22 protein-coding genes are annotated in these 22,309 nt (G+C 63.6%); 11 read left to right on the forward strand and 11 right to left on the reverse strand.

The features are described from left to right. The gene (locus NRG23_RS16150; RefSeq protein ID WP_257371416.1) at positions 1–1,143 is read left to right on the forward strand and encodes a sensor histidine kinase KdpD; all 1,143 of its coding nucleotides are present in this window, start codon (positions 1–3) and stop codon (positions 1,141–1,143) included. Positions 1,144–1,459: 316 nt separating this feature from the next. Here the strand turns inward: NRG23_RS16150 and NRG23_RS16155 are convergent, their stop codons facing one another. Then, positions 1,460–1,762, reverse strand: a complete 303-nt coding sequence (locus tag NRG23_RS16155; protein WP_009046737.1) for a chaperone modulator CbpM — start codon at positions 1,760–1,762, stop codon at positions 1,460–1,462. A 41-nt stretch (positions 1,763–1,803) separates the two neighbouring features. Next, a complete protein-coding gene (locus tag NRG23_RS16160) occupies positions 1,804–2,742 on the reverse strand; it encodes a DnaJ C-terminal domain-containing protein (RefSeq protein ID WP_009046736.1) in 939 nt (312 codons plus the stop codon). Positions 2,743–3,041: 299 nt separating this feature from the next. Here NRG23_RS16160 and NRG23_RS16165 point away from each other — a divergent pair, with 299 nt between their 5' ends. Beyond that, complete coding sequence (locus tag NRG23_RS16165; protein ID WP_009041945.1) at positions 3,042–4,307, forward strand: Hsp70 family protein; 1,266 nt, start codon at positions 3,042–3,044, stop codon at positions 4,305–4,307. Between the two features lie 123 nt (positions 4,308–4,430). On the opposite strand, the gene NRG23_RS16170 is transcribed toward NRG23_RS16165, so the two are convergent. The 3 genes from NRG23_RS16170 to NRG23_RS16180 form a co-directional block, all read right to left on the reverse strand. Further along, positions 4,431–5,441 carry an AI-2E family transporter gene (locus NRG23_RS16170; RefSeq protein ID WP_009046734.1) on the reverse strand — a complete coding sequence of 337 codons (1,011 nt, stop codon included), beginning with the start codon at positions 5,439–5,441 and terminating at the stop codon, positions 4,431–4,433. A 163-nt stretch (positions 5,442–5,604) separates the two neighbouring features. Next, positions 5,605–5,904: a PsiF family protein gene (locus NRG23_RS16175; RefSeq protein WP_009046733.1), complete on the reverse strand. Its 300-nt coding sequence runs from the start codon at positions 5,902–5,904 to the stop codon at positions 5,605–5,607. 71 nt (positions 5,905–5,975) lie between these two features. Further along, positions 5,976–6,764, reverse strand: a complete 789-nt coding sequence (locus NRG23_RS16180) for a helix-turn-helix transcriptional regulator (RefSeq protein WP_016704103.1) — start codon at positions 6,762–6,764, stop codon at positions 5,976–5,978. 97 nt (positions 6,765–6,861) lie between these two features. Between NRG23_RS16180 and NRG23_RS16185 the strand changes: the two genes are divergently transcribed. After that, a complete protein-coding gene (locus tag NRG23_RS16185; protein ID WP_009046731.1) occupies positions 6,862–7,749 on the forward strand; it encodes a DMT family transporter in 888 nt (295 codons plus the stop codon). Positions 7,750–7,852: 103 nt separating this feature from the next. Here NRG23_RS16185 and NRG23_RS16190 read toward each other — a convergent pair whose 3' ends face one another. The 3 genes from NRG23_RS16190 to NRG23_RS16200 all read right to left on the reverse strand — a co-directional run bounded on the left by NRG23_RS16190 (position 7,853) and on the right by NRG23_RS16200 (position 10,004). Further along, positions 7,853–8,743: a triacylglycerol lipase gene (locus NRG23_RS16190; RefSeq protein ID WP_110176062.1), complete on the reverse strand. Its 891-nt coding sequence runs from the start codon at positions 8,741–8,743 to the stop codon at positions 7,853–7,855. A 307-nt stretch (positions 8,744–9,050) separates the two neighbouring features. Beyond that, a complete protein-coding gene (locus tag NRG23_RS16195; protein ID WP_009046729.1) occupies positions 9,051–9,356 on the reverse strand; it encodes a multidrug efflux SMR transporter in 306 nt (101 codons plus the stop codon). Between the two features lie 9 nt (positions 9,357–9,365). Further along, positions 9,366–10,004, reverse strand: a complete 639-nt coding sequence (locus NRG23_RS16200) for an FMN-dependent NADH-azoreductase (RefSeq protein ID WP_009046728.1) — start codon at positions 10,002–10,004, stop codon at positions 9,366–9,368. A gap of 142 nt (positions 10,005–10,146) precedes the next feature. Between NRG23_RS16200 and NRG23_RS16205 the strand changes: the two genes are divergently transcribed. Beyond that, positions 10,147–11,058, forward strand: a complete 912-nt coding sequence (locus tag NRG23_RS16205) for a LysR substrate-binding domain-containing protein (protein ID WP_009046727.1) — start codon at positions 10,147–10,149, stop codon at positions 11,056–11,058. A gap of 469 nt (positions 11,059–11,527) precedes the next feature. On the opposite strand, the gene NRG23_RS16210 is transcribed toward NRG23_RS16205, so the two are convergent. Further along, positions 11,528–13,603, reverse strand: coding sequence for an AsmA family protein (locus tag NRG23_RS16210; protein ID WP_257371417.1), 2,076 nt, complete (start codon positions 13,601–13,603; stop codon positions 11,528–11,530). A gap of 389 nt (positions 13,604–13,992) precedes the next feature. Between NRG23_RS16210 and NRG23_RS16215 the strand changes: the two genes are divergently transcribed. The 7 genes from NRG23_RS16215 (at position 13,993) to NRG23_RS16245 (ending at position 19,308) form a co-directional block, all read left to right on the forward strand. Beyond that, positions 13,993–14,415: a hypothetical protein gene (locus tag NRG23_RS16215; protein ID WP_038630478.1), complete on the forward strand. Its 423-nt coding sequence runs from the start codon at positions 13,993–13,995 to the stop codon at positions 14,413–14,415. Positions 14,416–14,655: 240 nt separating this feature from the next. Continuing rightward, on the forward strand, positions 14,656–15,288 hold the full coding sequence (locus NRG23_RS16220) for a TetR family transcriptional regulator (RefSeq protein ID WP_038582510.1): 633 nt from the start codon (positions 14,656–14,658) through the stop codon (positions 15,286–15,288). 267 nt (positions 15,289–15,555) lie between these two features. Continuing rightward, complete coding sequence (gene ureE, locus NRG23_RS16225) at positions 15,556–16,056, forward strand: urease accessory protein UreE (protein ID WP_023970250.1); 501 nt, start codon at positions 15,556–15,558, stop codon at positions 16,054–16,056. Next, positions 16,053–16,727 carry an urease accessory protein UreF gene (locus NRG23_RS16230; protein WP_257371418.1) on the forward strand — a complete coding sequence of 225 codons (675 nt, stop codon included), beginning with the start codon at positions 16,053–16,055 and terminating at the stop codon, positions 16,725–16,727. The genes ureE and NRG23_RS16230 overlap by 4 nt, the downstream gene beginning before the upstream one ends. Before the next feature lie 53 nt (positions 16,728–16,780). After that, positions 16,781–17,395 carry an urease accessory protein UreG gene (ureG, locus tag NRG23_RS16235; protein ID WP_009046721.1) on the forward strand — a complete coding sequence of 205 codons (615 nt, stop codon included), beginning with the start codon at positions 16,781–16,783 and terminating at the stop codon, positions 17,393–17,395. A 36-nt stretch (positions 17,396–17,431) separates the two neighbouring features. After that, complete coding sequence (locus NRG23_RS16240; RefSeq protein ID WP_009046720.1) at positions 17,432–18,004, forward strand: HupE/UreJ family protein; 573 nt, start codon at positions 17,432–17,434, stop codon at positions 18,002–18,004. Between the two features lie 170 nt (positions 18,005–18,174). Further along, positions 18,175–19,308, forward strand: coding sequence for an AGE family epimerase/isomerase (locus NRG23_RS16245; RefSeq protein WP_257371419.1), 1,134 nt, complete (start codon positions 18,175–18,177; stop codon positions 19,306–19,308). A gap of 102 nt (positions 19,309–19,410) precedes the next feature. On the opposite strand, the gene NRG23_RS16250 is transcribed toward NRG23_RS16245, so the two are convergent. Together NRG23_RS16250 and NRG23_RS16255 are read right to left on the reverse strand one after the other, a co-directional pair. Beyond that, positions 19,411–20,316, reverse strand: a complete 906-nt coding sequence (locus NRG23_RS16250; protein ID WP_009046718.1) for a cation diffusion facilitator family transporter — start codon at positions 20,314–20,316, stop codon at positions 19,411–19,413. Positions 20,317–20,564: 248 nt separating this feature from the next. Then, positions 20,565–21,332 (reverse strand): SDR family oxidoreductase, encoded by a 768-nt coding sequence (locus NRG23_RS16255; RefSeq protein WP_009041929.1) that lies wholly within the window; start codon positions 21,330–21,332, stop codon positions 20,565–20,567. Positions 21,333–22,309: the final 977 nt, after the last annotated feature.

The raw sequence follows: 22,309 nt of genomic DNA on the forward strand, positions 1-22,309 counted from the left end.
ATGCGTCTACCCGACTTCATCGTGCAACACGTTGATCGAATCGTTGATGAGTGGGAGCAATTCGCCCGATCCATCGCCCCCGATACCGACTCCCTGACCCGCCTGCAATTGCGCGACCATGCCAAGTCCATCCTGCTGGCCGCCGCTCGCGACATGCGCACCGCCCAGACCGCCAGCGAACAGGCGGCCAAGGCCAGGGGCGAAGGCCCGGAGAAGACCCCGAGCCTCGACAAGGCCGCCGCCAGCCATGGCGAATTGCGCCACAACGTCGGCTTCGACCTGGTACAGATGACCTCGGAATTCCGCCACCTGCGCGCCTGCGTGATCCGTCTCTGGGTCACCAGCCTGGAGTCGCCGCAGCTGGCCTATTTCCAGGACATGATCCGTTTCAACGAAGCCATCGACGAGGCGCTGGCCGAATCCACCACGGCCTATGCCGAGCAGGTCAACCGCTCGCGGGATATCTTCCTGGCGATTCTCGGCCACGACCTGCGCGCGCCCTTGCAGGCGGTGAGCATGTCCACCGAGATGCTGGCGCGCAAAGTCGCGCTGGACGCCGATGCGCTGGCCTATGTGTCGCGGATCAAGAGTGGCGCCAGGCACATGGCGGCGATGGTCGGCGACCTGCTGGAGTTCGTGCGCAGCCGCCTGGGCAGCAGCCTGCCCATCGAGCCGGCGCCCATGGACATGGCCAGTGCCATCAAGGCAGCCATGGACGAAGCCTGCGCCGGCCAGCCGGACTGCACACCGGCGCTGAACTTCCATGGCGACAGCCATGGCATCTGGGATCGCGGGCGTATCGAACAGATGCTGCAGAACCTGATCGGCAATGCCCTGCAGCATGGCAGCAACAGTCGCACCGTGACCGTGACCCTCACTGGCAGCGCCGAGCAGGTGCTGCTGACCATCCACAACTACGGCCCGCCGATTCCCAAGGAAGCCCTAGGCACCCTCTTCGATCCCCTGGTGCGCAGTGCCAACGAAGAGCTCGGCAGCCCTTCCACCAGCCTCGGCCTGGGCCTGTTCATCGTCAAGGAAGTGGTTACCGCCCACCAGGGCAGCATAGAGGTCAGCTCCAACGAGAGCGATGGCACCACCTTCACCGTGACCCTGCCACGAGTATCCCGCGCCGAATCGTTGTAGCCGCCAACACAGAACCCCGTAACCGCTGCCCATGCTTCTGTAGGAGCGGCCGGCCGACGCGCCATTGCTCGCGATGGACGATGCCCGAGCCTTCCAACCGCTATAGAGACGAACGCACCGTAGCCGCTGCCGAGCCCGCGAGGCTGCGATCGAGGACGAAGTCCTCGCAAAGCCTGGGCATGGGGTGTGTCTGGAAGAACGGGTTGCCCGGTTTTGCGACCGCTTCGCGGCCGATCGCAGCCTCGCGGGCTCGGCAGCGGCTACAACATCACCACCCATGCCTCCGTAGGAGCGCGATGAACGATAACGCGCAGTCTCAGTCGGCGAGCAGGCGCCCCAGGCGCTGCTTGAGCATCTGGTTTTCCGTGCGCAACTCGCGGACTTCGTCGAGCAGTTCCAGCGCCAGGGCGACGCCTTCCCACTCCAGTTCCAGGTCGCGCCGCAACTTCGCGGCGCGCTTGGCGACCGCCAGTTCATAGTCGGTGAAACGCCAGTCGCGGGGCGCCGCGCCATGGGGATCGAGGATCCCGTGCTCGACGATTTCCATCACATAGGCGGCCGGCAGATCGGCCACCTCGCAGAACTCTTCCATATCCAGCTGAACGATCAGGGTGCTCATGGTCAGCGACTCCTATGTTCCAGATCAGAATGGGTTGCGGATCAGAAATGCTCCCGCGGGTTGAAGGCGGCCTTCTTCGCCAGCTCCTGCCACAACGCCTTGACGTCGTCGCCGCAAGCCTTGGGCATCACGGCCTTGAGCTGCACGAACAGATAACCGCGATGCCCGGCCTTGTTCAGCAGGCCATGGCCCTTGGCGCGCATGCGCTGGCCGTTCTGGCTGCCGGCCGGCACCTTGAGGTTGATCTTGCCGGTCAGGGTCGGCACCGCGACCTCGGTCCCCAGCGCCAGCTCCCAAGGGGCCAGCGGCAGGGTGATGATCAGGTTCTCGCCCTCGATATCGAACTTCGGATGGGGCGCGAAACGAATGGTCAGGTACAGGTCGCCATTGGCCCCGCCGCCGACACCGGGCGCGCCCTGGCCCTTGAGGCGGATGCGCTCGCCGTCGGCGACGCCGGCCGGGATCTTCACGTTCAGGCTCTTGCTGGTGTTGCTGACATGCTGCCCGGCGGCGTTGTACTGCGGCACCTTGAAGCTGACCTTCTTCGACTCGGCCGACAGGGTTTCTTCCAGGAAGATCGGTAATTCCATTTCCACGTCTTGCCCCCTGCGCCCGGCGCTGCGCGATTGTCCACCGCCGAAACCCGGCCCGCGGTTGCCGAAGATCGAACTGAAGAAGTCCGAAAAGTCCCCGCCATCGCCGAAACCGCCCGCATCCGCGCGGCCTTTCCAGCCCGGTGGGCCCTGGAACGGCTGGCCGTGCTGGCCATAACGCCGTAGGTCGTCGTATTCGGCCCGCTTGTCCGCGCTTTTCAGCGCTTCATAGGCTTCCGACGCGTCCTTGAACTTGGCTTCGGCGTCTTTTTCCTTGCTGACATCGGGGTGGTATTTGCGCGCCAGCTTGCGATAGGCGGCCTTGATCGCCTTGTCGTCCGCCGTCGGCTCCACCCCGAGAATCTTGTAATAGTCTTTGAAGTCCATCTAAGGATCACCATCCGTTATCAATGTGGCGCGGCGGGACGTACAGCATGCACTCTTGAGCAGCGTCAAGGCTGATCGATCTCAATACTGTGACTCACGCGGCGCAGCAGAAGTTTATCGGCAGCTGGCGGCGGTTCTTGCGACCGCCCGATGGCTGCCCGGCCCATGCCTGCAAGTTTGGGGTAAAGAATAGTCTTTCAAGGCTTGCGGGTTTCGATTTAGCGGATAGTCGGCCTTCGATTCTGCGAACGACTGGCATACACTGCGCGGCCGTTTTTTCCAACCGGAACTCGAAAGACATGAAAAACGCATCTGCGGCCCGTGCCTGCGGTATCGACTTCGGCACGTCCAACTCCACGGTCGGCTGGCTGCGCCCCGGCATGGAAACGCTGATTGCGCTGGAAGACGACAAGATCACCCTGCCGTCGGTGGTCTTCTTCAACATCGAAGAACGCCGTCCGGTGTATGGCCGCCTGGCGCTGCACGAGTACCTGGAGGGCTACGAAGGCCGGCTGATGCGCTCGCTGAAGAGCCTGCTGGGCTCCAAGCTGATCAAGCACGACACCAGCGTGCTGGGCACGGCGATGCCGTTCAAGGACCTGCTGGGCCTGTTCATCGGCCAGCTCAAGAGCCGCGCCGAAGCCGCCGCCGGCCGGGAGTTCGAGGAAGTGGTGCTGGGCCGCCCGGTGTTTTTCGTCGATGACGACGCCGCCGCCGACCAGGAGGCCCAGGACACCCTGGTGGAAGTGGCGCGCAAGCTGGGCTTCAAAGAAGTCTCCTTCCAGTACGAGCCGATCGCCGCGGCCTTCGACTACGAGTCGACCATCGAACGCGAAGAGCTGGTGCTGATCGTCGACATCGGCGGTGGTACTTCCGACTTCTCCCTGGTGCGCCTGTCGCCCGAGCGCCGTGGCCTGGACAACCGCCACGAGGACATCCTCGCCACCGGCGGCGTACACATCGGCGGGACCGATTTCGACAAGCAGTTGAGCCTCCAGGGCCTGATGCCGCTGTTCGGCTACGGCAGCCGGATGAAGAGCGGCGCCTACATGCCCACCAGCACCCACATGAACCTGGCGACCTGGCACACCATCAACTCGGTGTACTCGCAGAAGTCCCAGCTGGCCCTGGGCAGCATGCGCTACGACATCGAAGACACCGGCGGCATCGACCGCCTGTTCAAGCTGATCGAGCAGCGCGCCGGACACTGGCTGGCGATGGAAGTGGAAGAGACCAAGATCCAGCTGACCCACGCCGACAACCGCGTGGTGCCCCTGGACCGTATCGAGGCGGGCCTGAGCGTGGACCTGAGCCGGGCGCTGTTCGAGTCGTCCATCGACAGCCTGCTGGAGCGCATCCGCGGCAGCGTCACGCAGCTGCTGGGCGATGCCAATGTCGGCGTCGGCCAGGTCGATACGGTGTTCTTCACCGGCGGCTCCAGCGGCATCCCGGCCCTGCGCCAGAGCGTCGCGGACATGCTGCCCAACGCACGCCACGTCGAAGGCAACATCTTCGGCAGCATCGGCAGCGGCCTGGCCATCGAAGCGAAAAAACGCTACGGCTAAACGCCCCCCTGTAGCCGCTGCCGCAGGCTGCGATAAGGTCCGCAGGACCTTCAGCGATTTTGAGATCGCTACGGCCTTCGGCCGATCGCAGCCTTCGGCAGCGGCTACAGGGATAGCGTCAGCTCAAACCAACCCCGCCTGCTTCAATTCACTCTTCAGGTAGGCGTAATAGATCGGCCCGGCCACCACCCCCGGCAGGCCGAACGCCGCCTCGAACACCAGCATCGCCAACAGCAATTCCCAGGACTTGGCACTGATCTGCCCGCCGACGATCCGCGCGTTGAGGAAGTATTCCAGCTTGTGGATAAAGATCAGGTAGCCCAGCGCCGCCGCGGCCACCCAGATCGACAGCGACATGCCGACGATGGTGATCAGGGTGTTGGAGATCAGGTTGCCGATCACCGGCAACAGCCCCAAGAGGAAGGTCAGCACGATCAGGGTCTTGGTCAGCGGCAGCTTGACGCCGAACATCGGCAGGATCAGCGCGAGGAAGATCCCGGTGAAGAAGGTGTTGAGCAGGGAAATCTTGATCTGCGCGAACACGATGTTGCGAAAGGCCTGGACCAGCAGGTGCAGGCGGTCGAACAGCGCGGCCGCCAGCGGCTTGCGCTTGGTCAGGTCGGGCACGCGCTGCAAGGCGATGATCGCCCCCAGCACCATGCCGATCAACAAGGTCACGAACATGTGCGCCGCGTCCTTGCCCACCAGTTGCAGCTCGCTCAGGTGCTTGCTGGCCCAGGCGCCGATGGCCACCTGGAACTCCGCCGCGCTGGCCGGCAGATAGGAGTCGAGGAACGGCGGCAACTGGCCGCGCGCCTTGTCCACCACCGCCATGAATTTGTCCAGGGAAGCCCCCGGATTTTCCGCTTCGTGCAGCAGGAAGCTGATGGCGCCGGCGAACAGCAGCGTCAGCACGCTGACCACCAGGGTGCCGAGCAGGGCCACCGCCAACCAGCGCGCCCGCCGACCTTCGATCAGCCGTTGCAATTGCGGGGTGAGCATGTTGACCAGTTCGAACACCAGCAGGCCCGCCAGCAGGCTCGGTAATAGCCGCAACGGGATTACCAGCAGCAGGCCGCCGAAGATGATCACCCAACTGAACAACAACAGATGACGCTGAGAAAACGTTGGCATACAGCCTCAAACAAACAGCGTGAAAGGATTGGCAGTCTGCCAGCGTTGCACTGACGATGCGAGGCCGACAGGCGCGGGTTTGCTGGCGATCAACGATACAGAGTGTGTCAGGCAAACTGCCGCGACCGGATCGTGAACAAGCTCGCGCCTGCGAGGGAAAAGGTTATTGCTTCTTCAGGCAGGTGCTCATGAAGGTCTTGCGCTCGTCGCCCTTGAGGGCTTTGGCGGTGGCGTCGGCGTTGCAGGTCTTCATCCGTTCCTGCGGGGTGGACGGGGTTGCCGCAGCAGCCGGGGTGGCTTTCAGGCAGGTGCTCATAAAGGCTTTGCGTTCATCGCCCTTGAGGGCTTTGGCGGTGGCGTCGGCGTTGCACGTGGTCATCTTGTTCTGCTGGGCGGTGGCGGCAAATCCTTGGGAACAGAGCAGCAGGCCAACCATCAACAAAGGGATACGCAGCATCTTCATGGAGTTTTCTCCTTGTTACCGCACCGACGGGCGCGGCCTCCAGCGCAGTGTAGACAAACCCTGTTACAGGTTCACCTGTTCTGTAGGCTGGTGCGCCGGTACTGCTCGGGCGTGCAGCCGGCCTGGCGCTGGAACATCGCGATAAACGCCGAGGCGCTGCTGTAGCCCATGTCGAACGCCACCTCCTGGACACTGCGCGCACTGTCCAGCGCCTCGATGGACGCCAGGAAGCGCAGGCGCTGGCGCCACTCGCCAAAACTCATGCCCAGCTCGCGCACGAATTGCCGGGCCAGGGTGCGTTCGCTGACATGGATCTGCCGCGCCCAATCGGCCAGCGCGCGGTTATCCCCCGGGGCGGCCTGCAATGCCTCCAGCACGCCGAGCAAGGCCGGGCTGCTGGCATAAGGCAGGTAACCGTCATGCACCGGCGCCTGCTGCAACTGGTCGAGCATTACCTGGGCCAGGCGGCTGTCCGTTTCCTGCTCGGGGATCTGCACATCGCGCGCGGCGAAGTCCTTGAGGATCGCCTTGAGAATATCGCTGATGGCCAGGGTGCAGGCCTGCTGCGGCAGCACCCGGCACAGCTCCGGGACCAGGCACACGGCGCGGTATACGATCGGCTGCGGGCTGTAGAAGCTGTGCTCGGTGTCCGGCGGAATCCAGATGGCGTACTGCGGCGGCGACATGAAGCGCTGGCCGGCGATCTCCATGTGCATCACGCCGTGGGCCGAATACTCCAGGCAGCCCCAGGGATGACGATGCTCCAGCGCATGGCTGTGGGCGTCGAAATCGGCGTAGCGGAAGTACACCGGGGCCGGCAGACCGCTGAAGGGCAGCAGGTCGATGTGTTTTTTGCTCATGCTGTCCGGATTCAAGGGCGGGTTGTCTGGATCGAAGTATAGGCTTTGATCCAGACAGAGGGATAATCACCCTTCATCAACGTTCTGGTTTTTCCTCATGCAATACGCTTATCCGTTACTGGCCGTCTTTATCTGGGCCGGCAATACCGTCATCAACAAGCTGGCGGTCGGGGCGATCTTCCCCGCGGAGATCGGTTTCTATCGCTGGCTGCTGGCCGGCCTGCTGTTCACGCCGTTCATGCTCAAGGCGGTGGTCGCCCACTGGGCGGTGATCCGCCCGAACCTGGGCAAGATCTTCATCCTCGGCGTGCTGGGCATGGCGGTGTACCAGAGCCTGGCGTACTTCGCCGCGACACTGACCTCGGCCACCAACATGGGCATCATTCTTTCGCTGATGCCGCTGATGTCGCTGGCCATGGCGATCGCCAGCCTCGGCCAACGCCTGACGGCCGGTGCCCTGGTCGGTGCGGTGCTGTCGTTTGCCGGGGTGCTGGTGGTGGTGTCGTCCGGCAGCCTCGAGGTGCTGCTGGAACACGGCGTGAACCTGGGCGACGCGATGATGCTGATCGCCACCCTGGCCTACGCGATCTACAGCACCCTGCTGAAAAAATGGCAGCTGCGCCTGCCGCCGCTGGTGCTGCTGTACCTGCAGGTGCTGGTGGCCGTGGTGGTGCTGTTTCCGCTGTTCTTGGCCTCGCCGAAAACCGGCCTGACCCTGCACAACATTCCCCTGGTGCTCTACGCCTGCCTGCTGGCCTCGATGCTCGCGCCGCTGGCCTGGATGCAGGCCGTGGTGCGCCTGGGGCCGAGCCGCACCACGCTGTTCTTCAATCTGCTGCCGCTGATTACCGCGCTGATCGCCGCCGTGGTGCTGCATGAACAGCTGGCGCTGTATCACCTGGTGGGTGGGATGCTGACCCTGGGCGGGGTGATCCTGTCGGAACGCTGGACCACGGTGCTGGGGCGCAAGGTCAGCGTCGCCTGACAGATCGTCATCGCGAGCAAGCTCGCTCCTACAGGGGATGGCTCGATCCTGTAGGAGCGAGCTTGCTCGCGATAAATCTCAAAACCGCCACATCTCTCCCTGGCTATACCCCCGCCGCTTTCAATCGCTGCGCATGCTCGACGAACAGCCGGATCGGCTCCGCGCCCCGGCCCACCAGCCCCAGGGACTGGTTGACGATATCGAAATGATCCAGGGGGTAATCGTCGCCAATCACCGTGCCCAGGTGCGAGCTGTAGCGGCCGACCATGCCATCGCACTGCCCGGCTTCGCGGACGAAGGTCCTGGCGAACAGCCGGCAGCTGCGATTGGTGCCGTCGAACAGGTTGCGCCCGCGATTGGTCTTGCCCGGCTGCAAGGTGCCGGACCAGGAGTAGTAACGCACCCCGTTGACCTCTTCCGGCCCCTGCCCGCCCCAGGTTTCCGGCAGGCCCTGGGGATACTGGCGGTTGAACAGCACCACGCCCTCGCTGGTCAGCGAGCGGTGCGAGGCATGGATATCCGCCGGCAGCTTCGGCCCGCGATAGCCGGTGTCCAGCCAGCACATCAACGCGGCAATCACCCGCAGGATAAAACTCAGCACCCGCCCGCGCAGGGTGTCGATGGAATGGTGGCGTTCGATGTAGTCGGCCAGCTCCGAGCCATGATTGGGCCCGGCCACCGAGGTCACCGAGGCCACCCAGTCCGGGCGTTTGGCCGCGGCATAGCGGGCGGTGAGCGCCCCCTGGCTGTGGCCGATCAGGTTGACCTTGTCGGCGCCGGTTTCGCGGCGGATCTCCTCGATCCGCGCCAGCAACTGCTCGCCGCGCACCTCGGTGCTATGCAGCGGCGAAACCTGCACCGCAATCACCGTGGCCCCGCCGCGGCGCAACGCCGACTCGATGCCGAACCAGTAGGAGTACAGCACCAGCCGGATAAACCCCAGCATGCCGGGGACCAGGACCAGCGGGTAACGCGTGGCAAGCTCTTGGGACATGGGAACATCCTTGTGATCGGACTTGTATCAGGGACCGCGGCGCCCGAGGCTGGATGTCGGCAGCAGCCAAGAGCATCGACAGCCAAGATGACAGCTTCACGACCACTGTATGACATTCCCCCGAGGCTAACGCGAGCAAGCTCGCTACAGGGGATTGGCAATAAATGGATCGCCCCGGGTCTGTAGGAGCGAAGCTTGCTCGCGATAGCTCCGGTTCAGGCAATGGATTTCTTCCAGTAGAACTGAAGCGGGTTTGGGGCTGCTGCGCAGCCCATCGCGAGCAAGCTTCGCTCCTACAAGGGATAGGCTATTTCAACCCCACCACCCCGGCCACGATCAGCCCCACCGACACCAGCTTGACCAGCGTCAGACTCTCCCCCAGCAAGGCAAAACCGAGGAACACCGTGCCCAGGGAACCGATGGCGGTCCAGATCGGGTAGGCGATGCTCACCGGCAGCTCACGCATCGCCAGGGTCAGGAAGTAGATGCCGCCCAGCGCGGCCACCACCGTCAGCAGCGACGGCCAGAGCCGGGTGAAACCCTCAGCGTACTTCATGCCCATGGCGAAGGTGACTTCGAAGGCGGCGGCGATCAGCAAGAACAGCCAGGCCATGTCGCCTCCTCAGAAGGTCCGTGCCAGCGCCAGCAGGCGTTGCTCGGCTTCGGCGCAGGACACCTGGAACGTGCGCTCGGCCGACTCCTCGCCTTCGGCCGCGACCACCGTGACGTCCTCGATGCCGATAAAGCCCAGCGCGGTACGCAACCACGGATCGGCGTGGTTCATGGCTTCCAGCTCGCCACCCGGACCAAAGCCGAAGCCGCCGCGACTGGTGACGATCAGCGCTTTCTTGCCCCGCACCAGCGGCTCGTACTGGGCGATGCCATTGTCCTGCACGGTATTGAAGGTCAGGCCCAGGCGCACGATCTGGTCGACCCAGGCCTTGAGGCCGCTGGGCACGCTGAAGTTGTACATCGGCGCCGAGATCACCAGCAGCTCATGCTCCAGCAGCTCGGTCACCAACTCGTCGCTCAGGGCCAGGTCAGCCTGCATCGACAAGGGCCGCGCCTGCGGCTCGGGATAAAACGCCGCGGCGACGAAGGCCTCGCTGACATGGGGCAGCGAAGCGCGGCCGACTTCCCGACGGGTCAGCTGGCCCTGGGGATGGGCCTCGAGCCAGGCCTGGAGAAAGCGTTCCGTCAGCCGCCGCGAATGGGAGCGTTCGCCACGGGGGCTGCCATGTACTGCTAGAATTCTGCTCATCTGTCATTCCTCATCCTGGATCATTCTGGAAGACCGCAAAAAGCCTTCCTGGGCGGGAATAAAGCTATTGATGCCGGCCCCATGGAACAAATGAGCAATAGTTGATCAGGATGAATCCATTTCACCCATAAGGTGACCCTGTATGTTTGCCAACCTGCCGCTGACCGCTTTGCGCGCCTTCGAATCGGCGTCCCGGCTCTTGAGTTTCAAGGCCGCTGCCGAGGAGCTGTCGGTCACGCCCACGGCGATTTCCCACCAGATCCGCTCCCTGGAAAGCTGGCTGGGCGTGCCGCTGTTCCAGCGCCTGCCACGCCAGGTGCGCCTGACCGAATGCGGCGAGCGCCTGTTCCACAGCCTGCACGGCGCCTTGCTGGAAGTGGCGCAGAGCGTCGACAGCCTGCGCCCGCAACGCAGCGGCGCGAACCTGATGATCTCCACCACGCCAGCCTTCGCCGCGCTGTGGCTGGTGCCGCGCCTGGGGCGTTTTTATGCCCGGCACCCGAACATCAACCTGCGCCTGGACACCAATTGCGAGGTCATCGACCTGCAGCAGGACGCGAGCGTCGACCTGGTGATCCGCTACAGCCTGGACGACTACCCGAACCTCTATGGGCTGTGCCTGTTCGACGAGTGCTTCGCGGTCTACGGCTCGCCGGAACAGGTGGCCCTGGCCCGCCAGCAAACGCCGACGCTGATCAGCGTGCGCTGGCACAACTCCAAGCTCTATGCCCATGGCTGGGAGGCCTGGTGCGACAAGGCGCAGGAAAGTTGGATGCGGGATCGCCCGGTGTTTCGCGAATACGACGAGGAGCACTACGCCCTGCAAGCGGCCATTGCCGGCCAGGGCCTGGTGCTGGCCAGCAATATCCTGGTGTCGGAGAGCGTGACCAGCGGCCTGCTGGTGCCGTATCGCCCGCAGATCCATGTCGACGGTGCAGGCTACAGCGCCTTGTGCGTGCCCGGGCGCGAACGGCATCCGCCGGTGCGGGCGTTTTTCCAGTGGTTGCGCGAAGAGGCCCAGGCGGCCGGACATCCGATGCTCACCGCCGGCTGAGGCCCGCCGAACAGGTAGGAGCGAGGCTTGCCCGCGACCCAGGCACCGCGAAGTGCCTGTAATACCGCGTTATCGTTCATCGCGAGCAAGCTTCGCTCCTACACTGGATGCGTGGGGCCATCCTCCCCGTAGGAGCGAGGCTTGCCCGCGATTCAGGCGCCGCGGAGTGCCTGTAGTACCGCGTTATCATTCATCGCGAGCAAGCTTCGCTCCTACACTGGATGCGTGGGGCCATCCTCCCCGTAGGAGCGAGGCTTGCCCGCGATTCAGGCGCCGCGGAGTGCCTGTAGTACCGCGTTATCATTCATCGCGAGCAAGCTTCGCTCCTACACTGGATGCGTGGGGCCATCCTCCCCGTAGGAGCGAGGCTTGCCCGCGATTCAGACGCCGCGGAGTGCCTGTAGTACCGCGTTATCGTTCATCGCGAGCAATCGAGCGTCGACCGGCTGCTCCTACAGAAAAGCGGGCCTTAGCGGGTCGGCTTGACCGCCACCGGCGCCTTGCCCGAGCGCATCTGCTCGAGCAGCGGCGCGCACTGGTTCGGCTCGCCACCGCTCGGCGCCACCAGCGCCAGCAACCCGGCCGCCGGCCCGGCGATCACCCCCAGCGCCACCATGCCAGCGCCGCGCAACATCAGCGGCACGGCCTTGACCCCGGCCTCCGGCTTGATGAACTTGCCTTGCACATAGAGCGGCGAGCGCAGGGAGAACAGGCGCAGGCCCTTGGACTCAGGCGTGATGGTCAGGTCCAGTTGCTCGCTGGCCATGTTCGCGGTGCCGTCGATGTAGACGATCGCGTTCTCGGTATCGAACACGAACAGGCGACTGGTGGCCAGGCCGGTCTTGATGCCGAAGTCGGCGGCGGCGCAATTGATCTTCACTTCCTTGTCGCCAAACATCTTGCCGATCACATAGTTGCCGACGTTGAGCCCGGCGATCTCCATCAGGCTGCGGCTGATGGCGCCGTCGTTGATCAGCATCTTCAGCTCGCCGTTGGCGCTGCCGAGCAGGGCCGCCACCGAATTGCCGCGCCCGGCGATATCGGCATCGCCGTTGAGTTCGCCGAAGCTGGTTTTCATCAGCTCGAAGGTCGGGAACAGCTGCTTGAGCTTGAAGTTGCGCGCAGTCAGTTTGGCCCGGCCTTCCAGCGGCGCGGCCTGGCCATTGAGGCGAATCTGCGCATCCAGCTTGCCGCCGGCCACGCCGAAACGCAGCGGCTCCAGGCTCAGGCGCCCGTCGTCGAGCACCAGATGGGTGTACAGGTCGGTGAAGGGCAAATCGGCGCTTTGGACGATGCGCTTGCCGGTGAATTCGACATCGGCGTCCATGTCACGCCAGCGCTCGGTGCGGAACTCTTCCACCGGCAGCACCTTGTCCGCCGGTTGCTTGCTGTCGCCGCCACGGGCCTTCTGCTCGGCATTGGAGTCGGCACCGATCAGCGGCGCCAGGTCGCTGAACAGCAACTGATTGGACACCAGCGCGCCGGTCAGCTTGGGCCGCGGCTGGCTGGCGACGTAGGTCAGGTTGCCATGAATGTCGCTGTCGCCGATCTTGCCGTTGAAGTCCTGGTACTGGAACTTCGCCCCGGCCGGATCGCGCAGCTGCGCGCTCAGGTGGCCATCGGTGGCATAGGCCGGCGAGTCCGGCAGGGTCACGCCGGTCAGCGGGTACAGGTTGCCCAGGCTGGTGCCGGCGAGCTTCATGCGCAGATCCAGCGCGCCGAGGTTCAGCGGGTCGGTCAGGGTGCCGGCCAGTTCGACGCGGGTATCGCCGATCGTTGCCTGGACCTGCAGCGGGAACGGCTTGCTCGCGTCCTGCAGCGCCAGCAGGCCGCCGATCTTGCCGGAGCCGGCCAGGGCCTGGCCGTGATACTGCCCCTTGGCCTTGAAGGCAAAGGCGTAGGACTGGGGAGCTGCGCCCTTCTCCTCGGCTTTCTTCGCCGCCTTGTCGCCAACGATGTCGCTGAACGGAATCGGCTTGCCCAGTGGGTCGATCAGCAGGTCGAGACGGGTTTTCAGGTTTTGGTCATTGAGGATGACATGCCCTTTGTCGAAGCCGATGGCGCCGATGTCCACCACCCAGTTGGAGGGTTCGCCGTTCGGGTCTTTCGGGTCGAACTGGAAAGTCCAGTTGGCGCGGCCGTCGGCCAGGCGCTCGAGGGCGGCATTCGGCTCGGTGAGGTCGATACGCGGAATGCGCACGCGCTGCGCCAGCAATGCCAGGGGTGAAATGCGCAATTCGACGCGCTTGAGGCTGACCATCTGCGGCGCCTTGGACCACTCGGGGTTGCCCAGGGTCAGGTCTTCGGCCACCACGTGCGGCCAGGGCACCCAGGCCCGCCAGCCGCCTTCGTCGAGTTCGCGCTGCCAGATCACCGCCAGGTTGCCGTTGATGGCGAAGGGGCGATGCAGTTCTTCGGAGACTTTGGCATTGAGTGGCGGCTTGATCCGGTTCCAATCGAAGAACGCGATGATCAGTACCAGCACGGCCAGCAGCAGGAAAAGGCTACCGACTGTCCAGGCGAGAATTTTACGGGTGCGCGTCATGCACAGGGCTCCTGACTGCTGACGGGCGCCTGGATGGCGACGCCCTTGTGAACTGCCGGGGTTGAAATCCACCGGTCATGGAAACTAGGACTGACAAACGGCCCGCAGGTTTAACCCAAAAGCCGCGACTCAGACACAAAAGCACGGATTTTTCTGACCGAAGCGCCAGCTTGGCGTTACCGCCGCCGCACTTTTGCGAGGCGCAGATGGGTCGAAAATACCCACCCCGGTGCAAAACCCTTCTTCGAAAACGCCCGTTCTAGAGCCCTCGGGCCGAACAATCAATTCTGTTGATTATTACCATTGTCTTTATGAACTTTTATATCGATTTAGCGCGCGTAACATTGGCTCCGTACCCACTTTATCGCCCTTCCAAGGAGCAACTCATCATGAAACGCCAATTACTGCTTAGCCTGACCCTCTCGATCCTGGCAGCCAACGCTTTCGCCCTGCCAGCCGCTGAACAGGCTACCCCACAAGTCAAAGCAAGCACCTCGGTATTCACCCAGACCCTGGCTGCCGACGGTAGCGACCGCACTCCACAAGGCCAGACCCTGGCTTCCGATGGCAGCGACCGCACTCCACAAGGCCAGACCCTGGCTTCCGACGGCAGTGACCGCACCCCACAAGGCCAGACCCTGGCTTCCGACGGCAGCGACCGCACCCCACAAGGCCAGACCCTGGCTTCCGACGGCAGCGACCGCACCCCACAAGGTCAGACCCTGGCTGAAGACGGCTTCGATCGCACTCCCCTGGGCCAAGCTGTAGCTGAAGGCGGCCGTGATCGCCTGGAAGAGAAAGGTCTGGTTTAAGACGGCAACGACCGTTTGGCCTAACGCAACCCAGCTGTGAGTCAAGCCTATGATGCCTCTACAGAAAAGCCCGGTCCCTGGATCGGGCTTTGTTTTTTCCTGAGCTGCGCCGTTTTAGTCCTGCGCCCCAACACTCCGATCCAAGCCTCGCCTTCAATCCACCGCCCCCACCGGGTTCGACGCCGGTAAAGTTGATTTGCTAGAGTGCGCCGCTCTCTTGATCAGAAAACCAGCCAGCCGATGCTGCCCCGCGCCGAACAGAAACAACAGACTCGCAACGCTCTGATGGACGCTGCCCGCCACCTGATGGAATGCGGCCGCGGATTCGGCAGCCTGAGCCTGCGCGAAGTGGCAAAAACCGCCGGCATCGTGCCGACCGGTTTCTACCGGCATTTCGCCGATATGGACCAGCTTGGCCTGGAACTGGTCAGCGAAGTCGGCCAGACCTTCCGTGCAACCATCCGCCTGGTGCGCCATAACGAATTTGTCATGGGCGGCATCATCGATGCCTCGGTACGGATCTTCCTCGACGTGGTGGCGGCCAACCGCTCGCAGTTCCTGTTTCTCGCCCGCGAGCAGTACGGCGGTTCTCTGCCGGTGCGCCAGGCGATCGCCAGTCTGCGGGAAAACATCAGCGCCGACCTGGCGGCCGACCTGACCCTGATGCCCAAGCTGCAACACCTGAACATCGCCGACCTGACGGTGATGGCCGACCTGATCGTCAAAAGTGTGTTCGCCACCTTGCCGGACATCATCGACCCACCGGCCGAAGCCCTGCCCGAGCACCTCACGCCCCAGGCGAAGATCACCCAGCAGCTGCGTTTCATCTTTATCGGCCTCAAGCATTGGCAAGGGCTGGGCAGCACCGAATAACCCCGCCGCTTCGCTGAACCGCCCCCACCTCCTCCACGCCTTATCTGCCCGCTTTGGCTTGCGCCAGAGCGGCGCTCTGTCGCGCATCAAAAAACAGCACAACGCACCAAGTCAGTGCTATAAATCAGCTCGAACCCTGAATTTGTAACAAAATAAAACAGAAGCCTGCCCCATTTTCAGGCGCTTCCCCCCTGTTTCCGATCAGACCGGGCGATTGGCAAGGCACTTGCTCTACACCCTGTATCGCTCATAGCTGGAAGCCTTCAAATGCTGGTGATTCATCGCAGAATCGCGCCGCAACCCGACTGGTCCGCCGAGTTGCACCTGACCTTCGAAGCCCGCAGCAAAAGCCGCTTGCGCTGTTTTAGTGCCGACGGCGAGGACGTCGGGCTGTTTCTGGAGCGTGGCCAGCCGCCGCTGCACGACGGCGAATGCCTGCAGGCCGAGGATGGCCGGATCGTGCGGGTCTGCGCGCGTGCGGAAACCCTGCTGCATGTCACCTGCCGCAATGCCTTTGAACTGACCCGCGCCGCCTACCACCTGGGCAACCGCCACGTTGCCCTGCAAGTCGGCGATGGCTGGCTGCGCCTGCTGGACGACTATGTGCTCAAGGCCATGCTCGAACAGCTCGGCGCCAGCACCGCAACCATCGAGGCGCCGTTCCAGCCGGAACACGGCGCCTACGGCGGTGGCCACCATCATTCCCGCCACGGCGACGAGGACTTCAACTACGCGCCGCGGCTGCACCAGTTCGGCGTGCGCCCATGAATCCCGCCTGGGCCCTGCTGCGCCTGGCCAGTCCACAGCTGCCGATCGGCGGCTACAGCTATTCCCAGGGCCTGGAGATGGCCGTGGAACAGGCCACGGTCAACGACCCGCACAGCGCCCGGCGCTGGATCGGCGACCAGTTGCTGCTCAACCTGGCGCGCTTCGAAGCGCCGCTGTTGCTGGCCCATTGTCAGGCGGCCGCGGACGAGGACTGGGCGCAGCTGTTGCAGCTGTGCCAGGAACATCGCGCCAGCCGCGAAACCCGCGAGCTGCACCAGGAAAGCCGGCAGATGGGCTATTCCCTGCAACAGTTGCTGAACGGCCTGCCGGAGCTGGATGCGCCAGCCCGCGCCTTTCTCGAGCAGATCACCGAGCCGCACCTGGCCCTGGGTTGGGCCCTGGCCGCGCGCGCCTGGCGGATCAGCCCGCAGGACGCCCTGGCCGCCTGGCTATGGAGCTGGCTGGAAAACCAGTTGGCGGTGCTGATGAAAACCTTGCCCCTGGGCCAGCAGGCCGCCCAGCGCCTGACCAGCGAACTGCTGCCGCTGCTGCAACAGGCCCAGCGCAATGCCTCGAACCTCGACCCTGAACATTACGGCAGCGCCGCCTTCGGCCTGGCCCTGGCGTGCATGGCCCATGAGCGCCAGTACAGCCGCCTGTTCCGTTCATAAGTCCTTTTACTTCGGCGCCTTTTACTTGGGTGTCTTTTATTTTGGAGAGTCGCATGAACACACAACCTCTGCGTGTCGGCATCGGCGGCCCGGTGGGCTCCGGCAAGACCGCCCTGACCCTGGCCCTGTGCCTGGCCCTGCGCGAGCGCTACAACCTGGCAGTGGTGACTAACGATATCTACACCCGCGAAGACGCCGACTTCCTGGTGCGCAACGAGGCCCTGGCGCCCGAGCGCATCATCGGCGTGGAAACCGGTGGCTGCCCGCACACGGCGATTCGCGAAGACGCCTCGATCAACCTCGAAGCGGTGGACCAGTTGAACCGGCGCTTTCCCGGCCTCGACCTGATTCTGGTGGAGTCCGGCGGCGACAACCTGTCGGCGACCTTCAGCCCCGAGCTGTCCGACCTGACCATCTATGTGATCGACGTGTCGGCGGGCGACAAGCTGCCGCGCAAGGGCGGCCCGGGCATCTGCAAGTCCGACCTGCTGGTGATCAACAAGATCGACCTGGCGCCCCTGGTCGGCGCTTCGCTGGAGATGATGGACGGCGATACCCGGCGCATGCGCGGCGGCAAACCGTTCGTCTTCAGCAATCAGAAGACCGGCCAGGGCCTGGAGGAAATCATCGCCTTTATCGAACGCCAGGGACTGCTGACCGCGGCCTGATCGTTATTTTCAAAAGCTCAACAAGGAAGCCTGTCCATGACCCTCAAACGTATTCTCGGCACCCTCGCCCTGCTGCTGACACCGGCCCTGGCCTTCGCTCACCCGGGCCACGGCGACAACGGCCTGATGGCCGGCATCAGCCACCCGATCGGCGGCCTCGACCACCTGCTGGCGATGGTTGCGGTCGGCCTGTGGGCCGCGCAGCAGCAAGGCGCGGCGCGCTGGGCACTGCCCTGCACCTTCGTCGGCACCATGCTGATCGGCGGCGTGCTGGGTTTTGAAGGGCTGAACCTGCCGGCCCTGGAAAGCGGGATCGCCGCATCGGTCCTGGCCCTCGGCCTGGCCGTGGCTTTGGCGGTGCGTCCGCCGCTAAGCCTGGCGGTGGCCGCCACTGCGCTGTTCGCCCTGTTCCACGGTGTGGCCCACGGCCTGGAACTGCCGGACATGTCCAGCCCCTGGACCTATGCCGCAGGCTTCGTCGCTGCCACCGCGGCACTGCACGCGGCCGGTTACGCCGTGGTACGGGTCCTGCCACAGGCCGCCGCGCCGCTGGTACGCCTGGCGGGTGCGGCCTCGGCACTGACCGGTGCCTGGTTACTGGCTGGCTGATGCGCGTCGTTTGAGGCATTTTTTCGCGAGCAAGCTCGCTCCTACAGGAACAGCGCCGTCACTGTAGGAGCGAGCTTGCTCGCGATTACGGGCGCCGGCCCGACACCGCTCCCCGGGGCCTTCTCTGCTACCATGTCGCGCATTCCACCCTGCCGTGACGACGCCAGCCAATGCCCGATGTTTCCAGCCCCGTTTCCCCGTCTGAATCGACCGCCCTGTTCAAGGCCGTACAGCAGCATTTCCACACCGTGATCGTGCCGCTCTGGCAGGGGCCGGGCTGGAATCCGGAGCTGGCTTTGCCCTTCGAGGCGCTGGACGCCGAGCATGCCCCGCTGCCGCCGCAACGTTATCGGGCCATGGCCTGCGCCCGGCAGCTGTACCTGTTTTCCAGCCTGACCGGCGATGGCCATACGCCGCTTGCCCAAGAGCGCGCCGCGGCGCTGTTCCGTTCCCTGCAACGGCACTTCCACGACGCCGAACACGGCGGCTGGTTCTACAGCATCGATGCCGAGGGCACGCCGCTGGACAGGCGCAAGGACCTCTACACCCACGCCTTCATCATCTTTGCCTGCGCCCATTACTGGGCCAAGGTCCGCGAGCCGCTGGTGGAGTCGGTGCTCAACGCCGCGCTGAAAGTGGTGGCCGAGCTTTTTGCCAGCGGCGATGGCCTGTACGAGGCGGTCCTCGCCGAGGACTGGTCGTCCCTGGCCTCCGGTCCGTTGCAGAACCCGCTGATGCACCTGGCCGAAGCCTTCCTCGCTACTCTGGCCGTGCGTGACGACGCCGCCGTGCAAGGCGCATTGCTGGCCTTGTGCGAGGGCATGCAGCAACGCTTCATCGAACCACAGCATGGGCTGATGATGGAGAAACCGCTGGGGGCTGTGGATAACTGGTTCGAGCCGGGGCATCAGTTCGAATGGTTCTTCCTGTTGCAATCCTCGCCTCTGCTGCTTGGCTGCCCGCTGCAGGCCTCGCTGGAACGGGCCTTTGCCTATGCCGAGCAGGTCGGTGTGGATAACCACAGCGGTGCGGTGAGCGGGATGCTGAGTGTCCAGGGCGATGTGCTCGACCCGACCCAACGCATCTGGGCCCAGGCCGAATACCTGCGCGCCCTGACCTTGCGCCAGGGCAGCGCCGAACGCCTGCAGCGTCAGTTGCTGGCGCTGCAAAAACACTTCCTGCATGCCAAGGGCTGGAACGAATGCCTGGACGCCCATGGCGTACTCAGCCGCCGGGACATGCCGTCGACCACGCCTTATCACCTGGCGACCTGTTATCTCGGTCTGGCCGAATACTTCGGCTGACCTTCAATAGGCTATCGTGAGCAAGCTTCGCTCCTACAGGATCGCGTGGTCCTTTGTAGGAGCGAGCTTGCTCGCGGTTGAGCACCTGCGCTCAGGAAGGCCTCAGGCAATCCACTTGCGATCGCCGGTAAAGCTGATGGTCAACCAGCGCGCCGCATCCGCCTTGCCAAGCTGTGTGGATATCTCCTCGCGCAGCGTGTCCAGCGTCGCCACGCCCTGCAACGGATAGTCCGCCGGCAGCACGATGTGAATCTCGATGAACCGCGCCCGTCCGTGCTTCTGCACATACGAGATGTAGTCGGCAAAGCCGTGCTCGACTTTCGCCTTGTCCATCACTTGGCGAACCTTGTCATCCAGTTGGTCCGGGACAATTCCCAGTACATCGCGTAACGCTGGCTTGAGAATATTGAGGGCCGGCGCAAGCATGCTCAGGGCCAGCAGGATCAGGATTGACGGGTCGACGTAGGCGGCCCACTGGCCATAACCCTGGGTCTTGAGCAGCAACGCGATGAGAAAGCTCACCAGCAAGCCGACCGAGAGCATCGCGTCCACCAGCCAGCTGACGTTGTCGAACTGGATCAACGAGGATTTCAACGTGCGATTGCGATAACGGACGTAGAAGAAATAGGCGAAGCAGACGACGCTAAGCACCATCGCAAAAGGGATCACCAGGCCCAGTTCGATCTCGCGGCCACCGTTGATGATGCCGAACATACCGCTGAGAAAGGCATAGATCGCAATCAGCAACAAAAAGCTGCCTTCGATCAGCAGCACCATCGGTTCCAGGTGCCAGAAGCCGAACTGAAAGCGCTGGTTGCTTTCCTTGGCGATCAGCTTGGCGGTGATCAGCATCAGGACCTTGATGACGGTCGCGATCAGCGAAAAAAAACCATCGAACAGAATCGATTGGGAACCGGAAAAAAACCCCGTGACGATCGCGGCGATCGCCACGGCGAACATCAGGATGGTCGATTGTTTGAGCAGTACCTGCTCACCTCGGTTACTCACATTTCCTCCTCGAGAACCTTTGAAATCGCAGCCTTGATGCAAGGCCGCGGTGGGTTGCGGAGCGGGAGTCTACCTTGTGCGGGCTGATTCGGGCCTGAACGGTTGTGTTGCCAAACGCATCGGCACATGGGGTGTGTAGCCGCTGCCGCAGGCTGCGATCGACCGGGAACCGGTCGCAGGACTCAAGATCGCTGAAGGTCCTGCGGACCTTATCGCAGCCTTCGGCAGCGGCTACAGGCGATGGTCATTCAGCCCTTGGCGTTGCGCTCGATGGCGAAGCCGGCCCAGGTCTGGCTCACCGGCATCAGTTCCAGGCTGTTGATATTGACGTGGGCCGGCGTGTTGAGCACCCAGAAGATGGTGTCGGCGATGTCCTGCGGCTGGATCGGCTCGGCACCGGCGTAGGTGGCGTTGTAACGCTCCTGGTCGCCCTTGAAGCGCACCAGGGAGAACTCGCTTTCGCACAGGCCCGGCTCGATGTTGGTCACCCGCACACCGGTGCCTTGCAGGTCGCAACGCAGGTTCAGGGAGAACTGTTTGACGAACGCCTTGCTCGCGCCATACACGTGGCTGCCCGGATACGGGTAGTTGCCGGCGATGGAACCGAGGTTGACGATGCCGGCGCCGCGGCCATGGGCGATCAGCCGTGGCAACAGCAGGCGGGTGCTGTACATCAGGCCCTTGATGTTGGTGTCGACCATGGTGTCCCAGTCGTCCAGGTCGCACTTGGGCGCCGGGTCGACCCCCAGGGCCAGGCCGGCGTTGTTGATCAGCCCGCGCAGCTTGGCAAAGGACGGCGGCAGGTTGGCGATCGCTTCTTCCATGGCCTTGCGGTCCCGCACATCGAGCACCAGGCCGTGCACTTCGGTCTGCTTCGACAGTTCGGCGCACAGGGCGTTGAGACGCTCTTCGCGGCGCCCGGTCAGCACCAGCGACCAGCCGGCCTCGGCAAAACGACGGGCACAGGCTTCGCCAAAACCGGAGGTCGCGCCGGTAATAAACAGGGTGGAAGTCATGGTGTTCTCCTTGCTGGGGCGTCGAACCGCCGTGGAAATGAAAAATCGTTTCGCAGCATGCCCGGCCTGAATCGCAGCGGCAACCGGAGGTTGTGCGAGCCAGGCTATCAGCTTCCCCTGTAGCCGCTGCCGAAGGCTGCGATCGACCTCGAAGAGGGCGTGCTCTTCAAGATCGTTGAAAGGCCCTCCGGGCCTTATCGCAGCCTTCGGCAGCGGCTACAGGGACGCAACTGTACAGAAAACGACCAACACCAGCAAAGCCCCGGCTTTCCTGGCCCGCAGCCATATGCACGCACCTTATCCACAGGACGCTCCACAGTCTTTGGGGGCAAGTGCAAAAGTCTGCAAGCCGCTATCCACAGGGGTTGCAGGCGGTTTTAGAAAGTTTTTTGCTTGACCCGGGCATGGCGTCCATGCAGCCCCGGCCGACGAAGGCGGCCGGGCGGTCAGGCAGGGGATGGCTTCAAGCCAGTAACGACGCTGCCTTGGCGAGTCTTTCCAGAGTTTAGTCACAGACTTATCCACAGGCTTGTCCAGGGTGTTTTCGCCCTTTGCCTGCGACAATAAAAAGGTTGACAACGGCTGCTCGAGGTCCGGCAAAAAAGCCTGATCAAAAAACAATCAACCTCCTGCAGGCCACGCCGATCAAGGCGTACAGCCAGCTACTCCCACGTTACCCACAGCCAGTTCCACAGCAAACGGGGACAAGTCAAAACCGTGGCAAAACAACTATTTGCAGCGTCTTTATGCCGCGCTTTGCCAGCTTGCGCAGAATGTTTTCCACAATTTTCGGTTTCGGCTGTGGACAAGGTCATCCGCCGCCAGCTTCTGTAGGAGCAGCCGGTCGACGCTCGATTGCCCGCGATCGGCTCACCGCATGAGTTCGGTACACCGCGTTATCGTTCATCGCGGGCAAGCCTCGCTCCTACAAGGACAGGATGTGGATAAAAAATGCCCCGGCGGCGCGAACCGGCGGG

Origin of the sequence: Pseudomonas sp. T8 (assembly GCF_024610635.1) — a bacterium.
Lineage (GTDB): Bacteria > Pseudomonadota > Gammaproteobacteria > Pseudomonadales > Pseudomonadaceae > Aquipseudomonas > Aquipseudomonas chlororaphis_I.